This is a genomic window from Rhodopseudomonas pseudopalustris, assembly GCF_900110435.1.
Lineage (GTDB): Bacteria > Pseudomonadota > Alphaproteobacteria > Rhizobiales > Xanthobacteraceae > Rhodopseudomonas > Rhodopseudomonas pseudopalustris.
On record NZ_FODT01000001.1, the window covers coordinates 286,190 to 300,024 of the forward strand.

The window sequence follows — 13,835 nt, forward strand, 5'->3', positions numbered from 1 at the left end:
AGGGCATGAAACCGCGCAAGTACGGGGTCGCCCCGTCGCAACAATTGAAAATCACTAGCAGCGAGGAGAAATTGGATGGCAGTTCGGGTCGCGATCAATGGGTTTGGCCGTATCGGCCGCAACGTGCTGCGGGCGATCTACGAGTCGGGCCGTAAGGACATCGAGGTCGTCGCCATCAACGATCTGGGCCCGGTCGAGACCAACGCCCATCTGCTGCGCTTCGATTCCGTGCACGGCCGCTTCCCGTTCGAGGTCAAGGTCGACGGCGATACCATCGACATCGGCCGCGGCAAGATCAAGGTCACGGCGATCAAGGACCCGTCCGCGCTGCCCTACGCCGACGTCGGCGTCGACATCGCGATGGAATGCACCGGCATCTTCACCGCGCGCGACAAGGCCGCGGCGCTGCTGACCGCCGGCGCCAAGCGCGTGCTGGTCTCGGCCCCCTCGGACGGCGCCGATGCGACCATCGTCTATGGCGTCAACCACGAGACCCTGACCAAGGATCAGCTGGTGGTGTCGAACGGCTCGTGCACCACGAACTGCCTGGCCCCGGTCGCCAAGGTGCTGAACGACACCGTCGGCATCGAGACCGGCTTCATGACCACGATCCACGCCTATACCGGCGACCAGCCGACGCTCGACACCATGCACAAGGATCTGTATCGCGGCCGCGCTGCTGCGATGTCGATGATCCCGACCTCGACCGGCGCCGCCAAGGCGATCGGGCTGGTGCTGCCCGAGCTGAAGGGCAAGCTCGACGGCGTCGCGATCCGCGTGCCGACCCCGAACGTCTCGGTGGTCGACCTCAAGATCATCGCCAAGAAGGCGACGACCAAGGAAGAGATCAACGACGCCATCAAGCGCGCCGCCGATCAGGAGCTGAAGGGCATCCTCGGCTACACCTTCGCGCCGAACGTCTCGATCGACTTCAACCACGACCCGCATTCGTCCACCTTCCACATGGACCAGACCAAGGTTCAGAACGGCACCTTGGTGCGGGTGATGTCGTGGTACGACAACGAGTGGGGCTTCTCGAACCGCATGGCGGACACCGCCGTGGCGATGAGCAAGCTGATCTGATCGGACACCCATGAAGCAATGGATCGGTCTTGCTGGTCTGTTCGTCCTGATTGGCGGTGTGGCGTGGGCTTATTTGCGCCACGGCACCCGCATCAAATCCGACGACAGCCGCAAGACCGAAGATTGGCCACGTATCACTCAAGGCGGCAGTAGTTAGCGATGACCAAATCATTCCGTACCCTCGACGACGTCGATGTCAAAGGCAAACGCGTGCTGCTGCGCGTCGATCTCAACGTGCCGATGGACGCCGGCAAGGTGACCGACGCCACGCGGCTCGAGCGCGTCGTGCCGACCATCACCGAGATCGCCGGCAAGGGCGGCAAAGTGATCCTGCTGGCGCATTTCGGCCGGCCGAAGGGCCGTGACGAGAAGAATTCGCTGAAGCCGGTCGCGGCCGCGCTCGCCGAGGTCATCAAGAAGCCGGTCGCTTTCGCCGAGGACTGCATCGGCGAGCCCGCCGCCAAGGCGATCGCCGCGATGCAGGACGGCGACGTGCTCTGCCTCGAGAACACCCGCTTCCACCCGGAAGAGGAAAAGAACGATCCGGCCTTCGTGGCCAAGCTCGCCGAGCTCGGCGACATCTGGGTCAACGACGCCTTCTCGGCCGCGCATCGCGCCCACGCCTCGACCGAAGGCCTCGGCCACAAGCTGCCGGCCTATGCGGGCCGCACCATGCAGGCCGAGATTGTCGCGCTGAACAAGGCGCTGGAAGCGCCCACCAGACCGGTGATCGCCATCGTCGGCGGCGCCAAGGTCTCGAGCAAGATCGACCTTCTGGAAAACCTCGTCACCAAGGTGCAGGCGCTGGTGATCGGCGGCGGCATGGCCAACACCTTCCTGCACGCCCAGGGCGTCAAGGTCGGCAAGTCGCTGTGCGAGAAGGATCTGGCGGAGACCGCGCTGCGGATCCTGAACAAGGCCGAGGCCGCCAATTGCGCCATCATCCTGCCGGTCGACGCGACGGTGGCCTATCATTTCGAGGCCAACGCGCCGTCCTTCGCCTATGGGCTCGACGCGATCCCGCCGGACGCCATGATCCTCGACGTCGGCCCGCGCTCGATCGAGCGTATCCACGCCGCGATCGACGACGCCGCGACGCTGGTCTGGAACGGCCCGGTCGGCGCCTTCGAGCTGACGCCGTTCGACAAGGGGACGGTTGAAGCCGCCAAACACGCGGCCCGCCGCACCAAGGCCGGCAGCCTGGTCTCGGTCGCCGGCGGCGGCGACACTGTCGCGGCGTTGAACCACGCCGGCGTGGCCGACGACTTCACCTACATCTCGACCGCCGGCGGCGCCTTCCTCGAATGGATGGAAGGCAAGCCGCTGCCGGGCGTCGAGGTGCTGCGGGTGAAGTGACCCTGAGCCGGTGCGCCAGCACCGGCTTGCGACCTTGTCCTCCCCGGGCTTATGTTGCGTTACATGTAACGCTCCGGAGGCCGCGATGGACAAGAAGGTCGACAAGCCCGCCGAGGGCAAGCGCCCCGCCGCTGCGAACGCGCCCGCCAAGCCACGCAGCGCGAGCGCCGAGCGGGTGCGTCGCCATCGCGAGAAGATGAAGGCGATGGGGCTGAAGCCGGTGACGATCTGGGTTCCCGAAAACTACAAGTCGCCCGAATGGAAGGCCGAGATGAGGCGGCAGTGCCAGCTGATCGCGAACGATCCTCATGAACAGCAGATTCTGGCGGAAATTGAAGACTGGTTCGATCCAGAAGGCTGGAAGTGACACGAGGCGACGTCGTTCTGGTCGCGATGCTAGGCGACGATGGCAAGCCCAGGCCTGCCGTCGTCGTCCAGCACGAGGATTTCGATCAGATCCCCTCGGTCGTGGTTCTCCCGCTGACCACGGAATTACGCGATATTGACGTTGTCCGCATCGCAGTCGAGCCGACTTCGGATAACGGCTTGCGGCACCTGTCTCAGATCATGGTGGACAAGATCACGGCTGTCGCGCCTCGCCGGATCGGTTCGCGGATCGGCCGCCTCTCCCCCGACGAAATGACCGCGGTCAATCGCGCCCTCGCCATTTTTCTGGGCATTGTCTAAGACCTATCCCGAAGTCTAAGACCTGCCGAACCCATAAAACCAACCAAGAAAACACCCCATGGAGAAGCCGATGAATCTCGCCGACCTCAACAAGATCGCCCGCGCCATGGTCGCACCCGGCAAGGGCATTCTCGCCGCCGACGAATCCTCGGGAACCATCAAGAAGCGCTTCGACGTGATCGGCGTCGAATCCACCGAGACCAGCCGGCGCGACTATCGCGAGATGATGTTCAGCTCCAAGCAGGCGATGAGCGAGTACATCTCCGGCGTGATCCTGTACGACGAGACGATCTGGCAGAACGCCGCCGACGGCACGCCGCTGGTCAGGCTGATCGAGCAGGCCGGCGGCATTCCCGGCATCAAGGTCGACGAAGGCACCCAGCAACTGCCGAATTGCCCCGGCGAACTGATCACGATCGGCCTCGACAAGCTGGCCGAGCGGCTGGCGAAGTATTACAAGCAGGGCGCCCGCTTCGCGAAATGGCGCGCGGTGATCGATATCGGCGCCGGAATCCCGAGCTACACCGCGGTCCGCACCAACGCCCACGCGCTGGCGCGCTATGCGGCGTTGTGCCAGCAGGCGCAGATCGTGCCGATCGTCGAGCCGGAAGTGCTGATGGACGGCGACCACGACATCGACCGCTGCACCGAGGTGACCGAATTCGTGCTCAAGGAAACCTTCCAGGAGCTGTATTACCAGAAGGTCGCGCTGGAAGGCATGATCCTGAAGCCGAACATGGCGGTCGCCGGCAAGAAGTCGGCCAACAAGGCCGGCGTGCAGGAAGTCGCGGAGAAGACCGTCAAGCTGCTGAAGGCCTGCGTGCCCTCGGCGGTGCCGGGCATCGCGTTCCTGTCGGGCGGCCAATCCGACGAGGAGGCCACCGCGCATCTCGACGCCATGAACAAGATCGGCGGCCTGCCCTGGGGCCTGACCTTCTCGTACGGCCGCGCTTTGCAGGCCGCGCCGCAGAAGGCGTGGTCCGGCAAGGCCGAGAACATCGCGGCCGGCCAGGCCGCCTTCACCCACCGGGCGCGGATGAACTCGCTCGCCAGCAAGGGCGAGTGGACGGCCGCGCTCGAAAGCAAGAAAGCCGCATATAAGCAATGGCCAAGCCTGCCCCGCCGCGCCCGGCGCCGCGTCTCTACCTCGCGACGCCGGCCGTGGACGATCCCTCCACGCTGCTCGCGGCGCTGCCGCAACTGCTCGCCGGCGCCGACGTGGCGGCGGTGCTGCTGCGGCTGGCGCCGTCCGATCCGCGGACCCTGATCACGCGGATCAAGGCGCTGACGGGCGTGGTGCAGGCGGCCGGAGCGGCGCTGCTGCTGGACGGCCACGCCGAGCTGGTGGCCCGCGGCGGGGCCGACGGCGCGCATCTCTCCGGGCTCGCGGCCCTGCAGGAATGGCTGCCGCAATTGCAGCCGGCGCGCATCGCCGGGGTCGGGATGCTGGAGACGCGGCACGATTCGATGATCGCCGGCGAAGCCGGCGCCGACTATGTGCTGTTCGGCGAACCGGCCGGGGACGGAACCCGGCCCTCGGCGGAGGCGATCGCCGATCGGCTGAACTGGTGGGCGGAGCTGTTCGAGCCGCCCTGCGTCGGCTATGCGACGTCGCGCGACGAGGTCGAAGAGTTTGCCGCTGCCGGCGCGGATTTCGTACTGGTCGGCGAACATATCTGGGCCGATGCGAGCGGCCCGGCGGCCGCGCTCGCGGAGGCCGAAGCAGCGTTGAAGCTGGGCTTTGCCGGCACAGCGTCGACGCCGGCGCGGGGATAGTCCATGAAGGCGCTGCGCCCGACCTCGATCCTAGCGGCGGCGCTGATGCTGCTCGCCACCAGCGCATCCGCGCAATTGTCTCTGACGCCGCCGCCGCCCAATCCTTTTCCGAAGCCGATCGAGCCGGAAAAGCCGAAGCCCAAACCGAAATCCGACCCGAAGCCGCCCGCGGCCGAGAAGGACAAGGCCAAAAAGCCTGCGGCCGACAAGGCCGGCGCGGCGAAGCCCGGCGGCGCGCCGACCGCGGAGGACGCCGCCAATCTCGACGATCCCAATGTCGACCTGGTGTATGGCGCGTATCAGCGCGGCTTCTACAAGACCGCGTTCGAGATCGCGATCAAGCGCGCGCAGGAGCAGAACGATCCCAAGGCGATGACCATGCTGGGCGAGCTCTACGCCAATGCGCTGGGGGTCAAGCGCGATTACAACAAGGCCGTGGAATGGTACAGGCGGGCGGCCGATCTCGGCGACCGCGAGGCGATGTTCTCGCTGGCGATGGCGCGAATGGCCGGGCGCGGCGGCGCCGCCAGCCGCGAGGAAGCCGCCAAATGGCTGGCGTCCTCGGCCAAGCTCGGCGAACCGAAGGCGGCGTATAATCTGGCGCTGCTGTATCTCGACGGCCAGACCTTCCCGCAGGATATCAAGCGCGCCGCAGAGTTGCTGCGGGTGGCGGCCGACGCCGGAAATTCCGAGGCGCAATATGCGCTGGCGACCTTTTACAAGGAGGGCACCGGCGTCGAGAAGAACCTCGACCAGGCGGTGCGGCTGCTGCAGTCGGCGGCGCTCGCCGGCAATGTCCCGGCCCAGGTCGAATACGCGATCGCGCTCTACAACGGCACCGGCACCGTGAAGAACGAGCCCGCCGCGGTGGCGATGCTGCGCAAGGCGGCGCGCGCCAACAACCCGATCGCGCAGAACCGGCTGGCGCATGTGCTGCTCAACGGCCAGGGCGCGCCGCGCGATCCGGTCGAGGCGATCAAATGGCACCTGGTCGCCAAGACCGCCGGCAAGGGCGATCTGACGCTCGACGAGGCGCAGGCGCAGCTCAGTGCCGAGGACCGCGCCAAGGCCCAGGACGCCGCGCGCAAATGGGTCGGCACCAAGTGATCCAGATCCGGACCGGCATCCGGCTGATCGAGGCTTGACGCCGCCCCCTGCGCAGGGCACCCCTTCGGCCGCTTTCGGTTCCGATGGCGTCAGAACCGAAGCGTCCGATTCTGGCTTCGACGCGTTGCCTTTACACGCAGCGCGACGCCTTCGCTCGAAAACGCTATAGAATCGCCCGGAACTTCCTCATTCAGACCTGCCGCAGGTCGCTTCGAGACCTCACACCATGCTCCATTCCGCCCTCATCAACGTCATGGTCAAGGCCGCGCGTCGCGCCGGCCGCAGCCTCAAGCGCGACTTCGGCGAAGTCGAAAACCTGCAGGTGTCGATGAAGGGCCCGGCGAATTTCGTCACGCTCGCCGACAAGCGCGCCGAGGAGATGCTGTACGAGGATCTCACCAAGGCGCGGCCGGGTTATGGCTTCCTGGGCGAAGAAGGCGGCATCCGCGAAGGCGCCGACAAGAGCCATACCTGGATCGTCGATCCGCTCGACGGCACCACCAACTTCCTGCACGGCATTCCGCATTTCGCGATCTCGATCGGCCTGCAGCGCGACGACACGCTGATCGCCGGCCTGATCTACAATCCGGCGACCGAGGACCTCTACATCGCCGAACGCGGCAAGGGCGCCTTCGTCAACGACAAGCGGCTGCGCGTCGCCGGCCGCAACCAGTTGCATGACTGCGTGATCGCCTGCGGCCTGCCGCATCTCGGCCGCGGCGATTTCGCGCTGAATCAGCGCGAGATGGCGGCGCTGCAGCCGAAGGTCGCGGGGCTGCGCCGGTTCGGCACCGCCTCGCTCGACCTCGCCGCGGTCGCCGGCGGCCGGTTCGACGGCTTCTGGGAGCGCAATCTGTCGCCCTGGGACGTCGCCGCGGGCATCGTCATGGTCCGCGAAGCCGGCGGCACTGTCGGCGACATCCACGGCGGCGACGTGCTGAAAACCGGCAACATCGTCTGCGGCAACGAAACCATCCACGCCGAGCTGGCGAAGATCCTGAAGCCGCTGGGCTGAACGACTGCACGCGTCAACTCCGCAGCGAGAGCCGACGCTGCGGCCGCGTCCGGGCTTGGCCTCGTTCCGAGCCCGTGACGCGGAACGCTGGATGCACCCCGCTATTCCGACGGCCGTGCCGCGCTGCAAAAATTCGCAGCTTTTGATTTGGATCAACGCACGAAATTGGCGGCGCTGGATTATTTCAACGTCAAGTCGTTCTGGCACTGATTGAATCAGGCTCGGAAATTCGGAACTTGATACGCGATACTCTTTTTTGTGCGAAGTCGAATTACTTTTCTCGAAATTGCTGATCTCGAAGCTTCTTTCGTTTTAGCTATCTACACCCCCTGATCCTGACTGCCGTGCACTGCTCGTTTCAGCGTGAGGCCTCATGGAGACCCATCAAGCGCACGCCATTCATCTGAAACTGCGCTGCCGTGGCCCCGACGGCCAAGATCTGATCGATTACTTGCGGGAAGCCGCCCCGTTCTATCAAGAACTGCCCGGCGTGACTATTCGGCTCCTGCGGAACGTCGAACGACCCGGCGAATTCGTCGAAATCGTCGAATATGCTACCCGTGAGGCATTCGATGCCGACCAGATACGGATCGCAGAAGATCAGCAAATGCTGAAGCTATTGGGCCGCTGGCGCGCGCTTCTGACCGAACCCCCGGTGGTCGAGCATTACGAGGATATCAGCACGTCGATCGGCTGAGACGGGGAGACTATCTGCGGAGCGATACCCGCCCGCGTTTTTGACCAGAGACGACCATTTCGGAAAACCGCGATCCATTTTCCGGATCGCTCCAGGGGAGCAATTCCGTCGACAAGTCCTTCTCCGTCGACAAGCCTTTCATTCGCAACTCTCTTCGCACGATAGTTCTCTCTCGCTAGTTGCCTCTCGATAGTTGCCTCTCGATAGTTGCCTCTCGCTAGTTGTCTTGGCTCAATAACATTTTCATTCGAAGTCGTTTTCAGGAGAGCGCCATGTTTTCAGGAGAGCGCCATGGATGAGGCCGGCAAAGGCTTCGTTGAGTTCACCGCGCCGCTTTACGTCGCATGGGAACTCACACATCGCTGCAACGCGCATTGTGTGCATTGCTATTCCAATTCCGGACCGGACGCCGACCTCGGCGATCAGTTGTCGCTGCAGAGCGGCCTGTCCTTGATCGACCAGCTGGCCGACGCCGGCGTCCTCGTGCTGGCGTTCTCCGGCGGCGAACCGATGCTGCACCGGCACTGGCGCGAACTGGTCGCTCATGCGGTGCAGCGCGGGCTCAGCGTCAACATCGCCAGTAACGGCTCCTGCATTACGGACTCCAATGCAGACGACCTACGCGATCTCGGCGTGAAGAGCGTCACGATCAGCATCGACAGTCATCTGCCAGCCATTCACGACGAATTCCGCCAGCTCGACGGATTGTTCGAGAAGGCGGTGAAAGCGATACACCTGCTTGTCGAGCGCGGCGTCAGGGTCGTGGTGGGATTCACCCCGACAAAGCTGAACTGGCATGATGGCCGAGCGGTCATCGATCTGGCTCATTCGCTCGGCGCAGACGCCGTCAACCTGTCGGAATACGTCCCGGCCGGACGCGGCACGATCGATCTGGCACTGGCGCCCGAAGACCTGCACGCCACCCTCCAGGAATGGATCCAGGCGCGGGAAGACTACAAGGGCCGGATGCAGATCATCTGGCACGACTGCCGGGTCGCGCTGCTCGTGTCCGAAGAAGATCAGCGCAAATATGTCGGCTGCGGCGCTGGCCGGCTCGTCGCCCGGATCCTGCCGGATGGCGCGGTGACGCCATGCGTGTTTCTCCCGACCCGAATCGGCAGTCTCGCATCGACCCCGTTCAAGGAGATGTGGGCGGAATCGGCGCTGCTACGTCAATTCAGGGAGCGCGCCGGCCATGTCGGCGGCAATTGCGGCGCTTGCGAGCATCTTGCCACCTGCGGCGGGTGCCGTTCGGTCGCCTACGCATATAGCGGCGGCGATGCATTGGCCGGCGATCCGCATTGCTGGATCCTGCCCGCCGAACCGCATCTGCCCGCAAAACTCCTGGAAGGCGAAGGACTGCCGGTCTGACGGAGAGGTCGATGTCCAAAATCACAAGCGACACGCTGTTCGAGCACACGCCCTGGGTCGTCGTGCGTCCCCAGAAGGACAATTATCTCTTCTACAATTCACGCACCGACGAACTGCACCTCATTCCGGCGACCGGACACGCGGCCTACACGCTATGCGATGGCCTGCGAACGATCGACGACATCACGTCGGAGCTTTCCGACGTGATCATCGTCGAGCCGGATGTGCTGCAGCAGCGCGTCACGGAGTTTCTCGCGGCCCTGGAGACGCGCGGCCTGCTTGCGCGAGCTGATCGCCATGATTAGCAGCCGCCATCCCACCGCAGGGCTCGTGCCGGAGGCACCGTATCATGTCGTCTGGCTTGCGACCGACGCCTGCACCGCACGTTGCCAGCATTGCTCGTCAAACTCCGCCAAGCAGTCGCCCGACGAACTGACGACGTCCGAGGCCATGGCGATGATCGATGATCTCGCCGCCGCCGGCGTGGTCGACCTCGGCATCTCTGGCGGGGAGTCGCTGCTGCGCGGGGATATCCTGGACGTGCTCGCTCACGCCAAGAAGCGGGGACTGGCGGTCGGGATCGCGACCAATGGCGCCAAGCTGACACCGCACCGGGCCGCGGCGCTGGCGGGCCTCGGACTGGACCGGCTGCAGGTCAGCCTCGACGGCTTCGCAGAGCAGCACGACGAATTGCGTCGCTGGCCGGGATTGTTCGAGCGCGCCCTCGCCACCATCGCCACGGCGCAAGCCGCCGGGTTGCGCGTCAATGTGTGCTGCACAATCACCAGGCTCAACGCCAATACACTGGAGCCGTTCGTCGATTTCATCGCAGGGCTCGGCATTGGCCGCCTCAACCTGTCGCGTTTCATCCCGACCGGCCGCGGCGACGACGCCCTCGATCCGGGCGACGCCAGATGGCGAAGCATCATCGAGCTTTGCGGCGGACTTCAGCGCAAATATCACCGGCGGCTCGCGATCGTCACGCATCTGGCGCAGCATATTCTGGTCGACCCGGAAGCCGGCGATCTGCCGGCGTTCACCGGCTGCCAGGCCGGGCGCGGCCAGGGCTGCATCAGCGCCAACGGCACAATCTACCCCTGCGTGCTGTTGCCGGTCGCGATCGGCAATATTCGCAGTCACCCGTTTCGGCAAATCTGGACCGGGTCGCCGCTGATCCAGGCCTTTCAGGCGCGTGACAAGCTCGAGGGAGCTTGCGGCGCATGTGCGGTGCGTGACCGCTGCGGCGGCTGCCGCGCGGTCGCCTTCGCGGCCTCGGGAAATCCCTTTTCGTCCGATCCACGCTGCTGGGTTCACGAACCGCAACTTGGAAGCTGCCTGCACTGACAACCGAGGAGGAGAACGGCGATGACAGATGAAGCAACGCATCGGCAGACCGAACTGGTCGAACGCTATTTCGACTATGTCCGCGAATTACGCGCGGGAAAGGAAGAGGCGGTCGATAAGCTCGTCGAGCTTTGGGATGAGGATGGCACGTTCGAGTTCGCCGGCGCCCCTCCGGTGGTCGGCACGTTCAAGGGACGCAATGCGATCCACGCCCTGTACAAGAACCGCGTGAACGCCTGCGATATGCCGCTTCACCTCAGCGGCGCCGAGAAAGCGGAGGACAAGACCGCGCGGGGTGTCGCCCTGGGTCTGGTCGATACGCGCATCAACCGCGTCCGCAGCCTCGAGAAAGAGAAGGACGACAAGGTTGTCGTCGGTTGGACCACGGTGATCGGCACGAATGACAAGCAGGGCTTTCAGGTCTCCGGCAACCACACATTCAAGTTCAAGAGCGGACGGATCGCCTCGCTCGAAGTTGCGGTTTCGCCGAAAGCCGAACTGTCCGAGGGATTCCGCCTTGAAGGCCTCGCGGTCGACGACATCGGGCGGCTGTCGCTCGCGGCTTGGTGCGTGGTCTGACAGGCGGCTTCATCAGGCTGGCGTGCGGAGCTCTAACTTTCTGTTCTGACGCGTTTTCTTCACGCGAACCGGTTTCCACCTCGCTCGAAAACGCTCCAGCATGGATGGCCGGGCCGCACGCCCGCGCCATCCATGACCGCTGCATCTGGAGCGCAAGCCGGTCGGCGGGCTTGTGCTATGCCGCCGGCACGATCCGGCGGACGTCGCCGTTGTCGGTGACGAAGGCCGAGCCCGGTTTGGCGTAGAGGAAGCCGTTGGACTGCTTCAGCGGGTAAATCGCCGACAGTTTTTCCGTGCCCTCGTTGCCGGCGACCTTGCCGTCGACCACGTCGCGGAACAGCTTCGCCACCGCCACCATGTCGCATTGCTGCGGCGACAGCCGCATCGCGCCGACGCCGGCGTCACGCAGCTTGTCGACGTCGCCGAGCAGGCTGGCGGAGGTGTAGGACAGCGTCTGCACGCCGTTCATCGCCAGGAACGGCTCGTCGTCGAGCGTCGTCACCGCGAGGCCGTCGGGGTCCTGATCGCAGACGAACTTGCAATTGTCCTTCGACAGCTTGTTGAGCCGGGCGTGGTAGCAGCGCGCCGAGATCGCCAGCGGCACCCGGCCGAACGAGAACACCTCGAACGTCACGTCGGGCTGCGCCTGGGCGATGGCGCGGATCGCCGACAGCGGCAATTCCGGCGGCAGGCAAATCCGCGTCGCGCCGCGCGACGCGAAGTATGTCGCGGTGGCTTCGTTGTAGATGTTGACGAACGGACCGATCGCATGCGGCTTGCCGCCGAGCATCCCCAGACAGGTGAGATCGTTCACCTCCATGGTGAACGTGTCGTCGGCCGCGAGTTCGAGCATCGCCTTGCGCTCGCGCGGGAGCGACATCAGCGTCAGCGAGCCCATCAGGACGGTCTTGCCGGCGGCTGCGAGCCGCTCGACCACCGCCGGAATATGCGGATCGAGGAACGGCGAGCGCTTCGAGCACACCACCTCGCCGACCACCACGGTGTCGACCGGCGCCTCATCGGCGATGCGGAAATAGAAATCGCGCCACAACTCCGGCTTCCAGTTGTAGAGCACCGGTCCAAGCGTGAGTTGCATGGGGTTCGCCTCGCTGTGAGTTGGCGGCGGCGCAGTCGCGCGCTGCCTCGATCGTCATTGTCGCCGGCGCTGAACAGCGCCAGCTTTCGTGAGCGCCAGACCTGTTAGCGCCGGGTCTGTTAGCGCCAAGTCTGTTAGCGCCAGGTCTGTTAGCGCCAGGTCTTCTAGCGCCAAGTCTTCTTGTAAGCGCCCGTCGTGGTCGACTGGCCTTCGCTGAGGCCGCGCAACGCGTCGGGCGGCACCGGGCGGCCCTCGTCGAGCGCGGTCAGCACCTGGCGGAACGTCTTCACCACGCGCTCGATATAGGCGCGGCCGCGCTGGCGGCCTTCGATCTTCAGCGCAGCGACGCCGGCGGCGCGCAGCTCCGGCAGCATCGTGGTGGCGTCGAGCGAGGCCGGGTCCTCGAACAGATAGCCGCAGCCCTCGTCGGTCTGGTAGCGGCCCTTGCACAGCGTCGGATAGGCCGCCGCCTCGCCCTTGGCGAATTTGTTGATGGTGAAGTCGCCGAGCCGCGACACCAGCGCGCCGTTCTCCTCGCGATACTGGATCGAGCCCGCCGGCGAGCAGACGCCGTCCATGTTCGGCGACTTGCCGGTGGCGTAGGACGACAGCGAACAGCGGCCCTCCTCCATCACGCACAGCCCGCCGAAGATGAACACTTCGGTCTCGCACTTCACTTCGCGGGTGATCGCCGCGATCTCCTGCACGCTGAGCACGCGCGGCAGCACCACGCGCTTGGCGTTGAAGGAGTCGACGTAGAACTTGATCGAGTCCGGGTTCGCGGCCGCGGCCTGCACCGAGACGTGCAGGCGCTGCTGCGGATGGGTCCGCGCGCAGTAATCCATCACGCCGACATCGGCGAGGATCAGCGCATCGGCTTCGGCCTCGACCGCATCGTCGACCGCGCGCTGCCACAATTCGACATTGCCGGCGCGGGCGAAGGTGTTGATCGCCACCAGCACGGTGACGCCGTAGCGATGCGCGTGCGCGATCGACTCCCGCATTTCCTCGCGGCTGAAATTCAGCCCCGGGAAGTTGCGCGCATTGGTCTCGTCATTGAAGCCGCAATAGATCGCATCGGCGCCGGCGCCGACGGCATCGTGCAGCGCCGCGGGGGTCCCCGCCGGGCAAATCAGTTCCATGATCGTCCTCCGCCTTCGACGCCCATCTCATCGCGATATTGCGGCGGCGCGGCAACGATGCTGCGCAGGATTCGCTCGATCGGACCCGCCAGCGGGCCGAACCACGCGACCGACTCCTTGAGGAAATCGACGCGCGAATCGTCGATCGCATTGCGCAGCGCGACCACCGCTTCCATGTCGCCGTCGATCTCGATGTCGCGCGAGAAGAACAGCGCGTCGCCGTCATACGAACCGTCGGTCATGCCGATCAGCGCCGACAGCGGGCCCGCGATGCGCGCGTCGATATTCGCCGGCAGCTTGCGCACCACCGTGACCCGCGGATTCATCCGCCGCGGCTCGAGCACGAACGCGATCGGCAGATCGGTCGGCACGAGGCCGTAACGCTTGCCGGTGTGCGAGCCGAGGCGATCGAAGATTCGGGGATGACGACTGCGGATCTCCCGCAGGCAAATGCCGAGCAACACCTGCAGGGGCAACAGCGGCAAGACCCGCGTCGCAAGGGCAAGCGGCGCGGGCATCCTGGAGACGGACGAATTGGATACCGACATGAGCCACCTTCTGAGAAACCATTCGTTTAACTGG

16 protein-coding genes and 1 pseudogene are annotated in these 13,835 nt (G+C 65.1%); 14 read left to right on the forward strand and 3 right to left on the reverse strand.

The features are described from left to right. Positions 1–75: 75 nt before the first annotated feature. The 14 genes and pseudogenes from gap (at position 76) to BMY71_RS01410 (ending at position 11,015) form a co-directional block, all read left to right on the forward strand. Positions 76–1,083, forward strand: a complete 1,008-nt coding sequence (gene gap / locus BMY71_RS01350; protein ID WP_092681208.1) for a type I glyceraldehyde-3-phosphate dehydrogenase — start codon at positions 76–78, stop codon at positions 1,081–1,083. Between the two features lie 10 nt (positions 1,084–1,093). Beyond that, on the forward strand, positions 1,094–1,240 hold the full coding sequence (locus BMY71_RS24745) for a hypothetical protein (RefSeq protein WP_175557583.1): 147 nt from the start codon (positions 1,094–1,096) through the stop codon (positions 1,238–1,240). Positions 1,241–1,242: 2 nt separating this feature from the next. After that, positions 1,243–2,439 (forward strand): phosphoglycerate kinase, encoded by a 1,197-nt coding sequence (locus BMY71_RS01355; protein ID WP_092681210.1) that lies wholly within the window; start codon positions 1,243–1,245, stop codon positions 2,437–2,439. 85 nt (positions 2,440–2,524) lie between these two features. Next, positions 2,525–2,806, forward strand: a complete 282-nt coding sequence (locus BMY71_RS01360) for an antitoxin MazE family protein (protein WP_092681212.1) — start codon at positions 2,525–2,527, stop codon at positions 2,804–2,806. Further along, positions 2,803–3,126: a type II toxin-antitoxin system PemK/MazF family toxin gene (locus BMY71_RS01365; RefSeq protein WP_092681214.1), complete on the forward strand. Its 324-nt coding sequence runs from the start codon at positions 2,803–2,805 to the stop codon at positions 3,124–3,126. Before BMY71_RS01360 ends, BMY71_RS01365 begins: the two co-directional genes overlap by 4 nt. A 70-nt stretch (positions 3,127–3,196) precedes the next feature. Then, positions 3,197–4,222: pseudogene (locus tag BMY71_RS01370) on the forward strand (class I fructose-bisphosphate aldolase); the annotation flags it as partial. Between the two features lie 8 nt (positions 4,223–4,230). Next, on the forward strand, positions 4,231–4,902 hold the full coding sequence (locus tag BMY71_RS01375; RefSeq protein ID WP_092681216.1) for a thiamine phosphate synthase: 672 nt from the start codon (positions 4,231–4,233) through the stop codon (positions 4,900–4,902). 3 nt (positions 4,903–4,905) lie between these two features. Further along, positions 4,906–6,009, forward strand: a complete 1,104-nt coding sequence (locus BMY71_RS01380) for a tetratricopeptide repeat protein (protein WP_092681218.1) — start codon at positions 4,906–4,908, stop codon at positions 6,007–6,009. Positions 6,010–6,235: 226 nt separating this feature from the next. Further along, positions 6,236–7,024 carry an inositol monophosphatase family protein gene (locus BMY71_RS01385; RefSeq protein ID WP_092681220.1) on the forward strand — a complete coding sequence of 263 codons (789 nt, stop codon included), beginning with the start codon at positions 6,236–6,238 and terminating at the stop codon, positions 7,022–7,024. Between the two features lie 373 nt (positions 7,025–7,397). Then, positions 7,398–7,721: an antibiotic biosynthesis monooxygenase family protein gene (locus BMY71_RS01390; protein WP_092681222.1), complete on the forward strand. Its 324-nt coding sequence runs from the start codon at positions 7,398–7,400 to the stop codon at positions 7,719–7,721. Between the two features lie 291 nt (positions 7,722–8,012). Next, on the forward strand, positions 8,013–9,092 hold the full coding sequence (locus BMY71_RS01395) for a radical SAM/SPASM domain-containing protein (protein ID WP_011504700.1): 1,080 nt from the start codon (positions 8,013–8,015) through the stop codon (positions 9,090–9,092). A gap of 11 nt (positions 9,093–9,103) precedes the next feature. After that, on the forward strand, positions 9,104–9,397 hold the full coding sequence (locus tag BMY71_RS01400; protein WP_041805509.1) for a PqqD family protein: 294 nt from the start codon (positions 9,104–9,106) through the stop codon (positions 9,395–9,397). Beyond that, positions 9,390–10,436, forward strand: a complete 1,047-nt coding sequence (locus BMY71_RS01405) for a radical SAM/SPASM domain-containing protein (protein ID WP_041805510.1) — start codon at positions 9,390–9,392, stop codon at positions 10,434–10,436. The genes BMY71_RS01400 and BMY71_RS01405 overlap by 8 nt, the downstream gene beginning before the upstream one ends. 21 nt (positions 10,437–10,457) lie before the next feature. Then, the gene (locus BMY71_RS01410; protein ID WP_011504702.1) at positions 10,458–11,015 is read left to right on the forward strand and encodes a nuclear transport factor 2 family protein; all 558 of its coding nucleotides are present in this window, start codon (positions 10,458–10,460) and stop codon (positions 11,013–11,015) included. A 175-nt stretch (positions 11,016–11,190) separates the two neighbouring features. On the opposite strand, the gene ubiV is transcribed toward BMY71_RS01410, so the two are convergent. The 3 genes from ubiV to ubiT all read right to left on the reverse strand — a co-directional run bounded on the left by ubiV (position 11,191) and on the right by ubiT (position 13,801). Continuing rightward, entirely contained in the window at positions 11,191–12,111 is a 921-nt protein-coding gene (ubiV, locus tag BMY71_RS01415; protein ID WP_092681224.1) for a ubiquinone anaerobic biosynthesis protein UbiV, read from the reverse strand. 164 nt (positions 12,112–12,275) lie between these two features. Next, positions 12,276–13,253, reverse strand: a complete 978-nt coding sequence (gene ubiU / locus BMY71_RS01420) for a ubiquinone anaerobic biosynthesis protein UbiU (RefSeq protein WP_092681227.1) — start codon at positions 13,251–13,253, stop codon at positions 12,276–12,278. After that, entirely contained in the window at positions 13,244–13,801 is a 558-nt protein-coding gene (gene ubiT, locus BMY71_RS01425) for a ubiquinone anaerobic biosynthesis accessory factor UbiT (protein ID WP_092681229.1), read from the reverse strand. The genes ubiU and ubiT overlap by 10 nt, the downstream gene beginning before the upstream one ends. Positions 13,802–13,835: the final 34 nt, after the last annotated feature.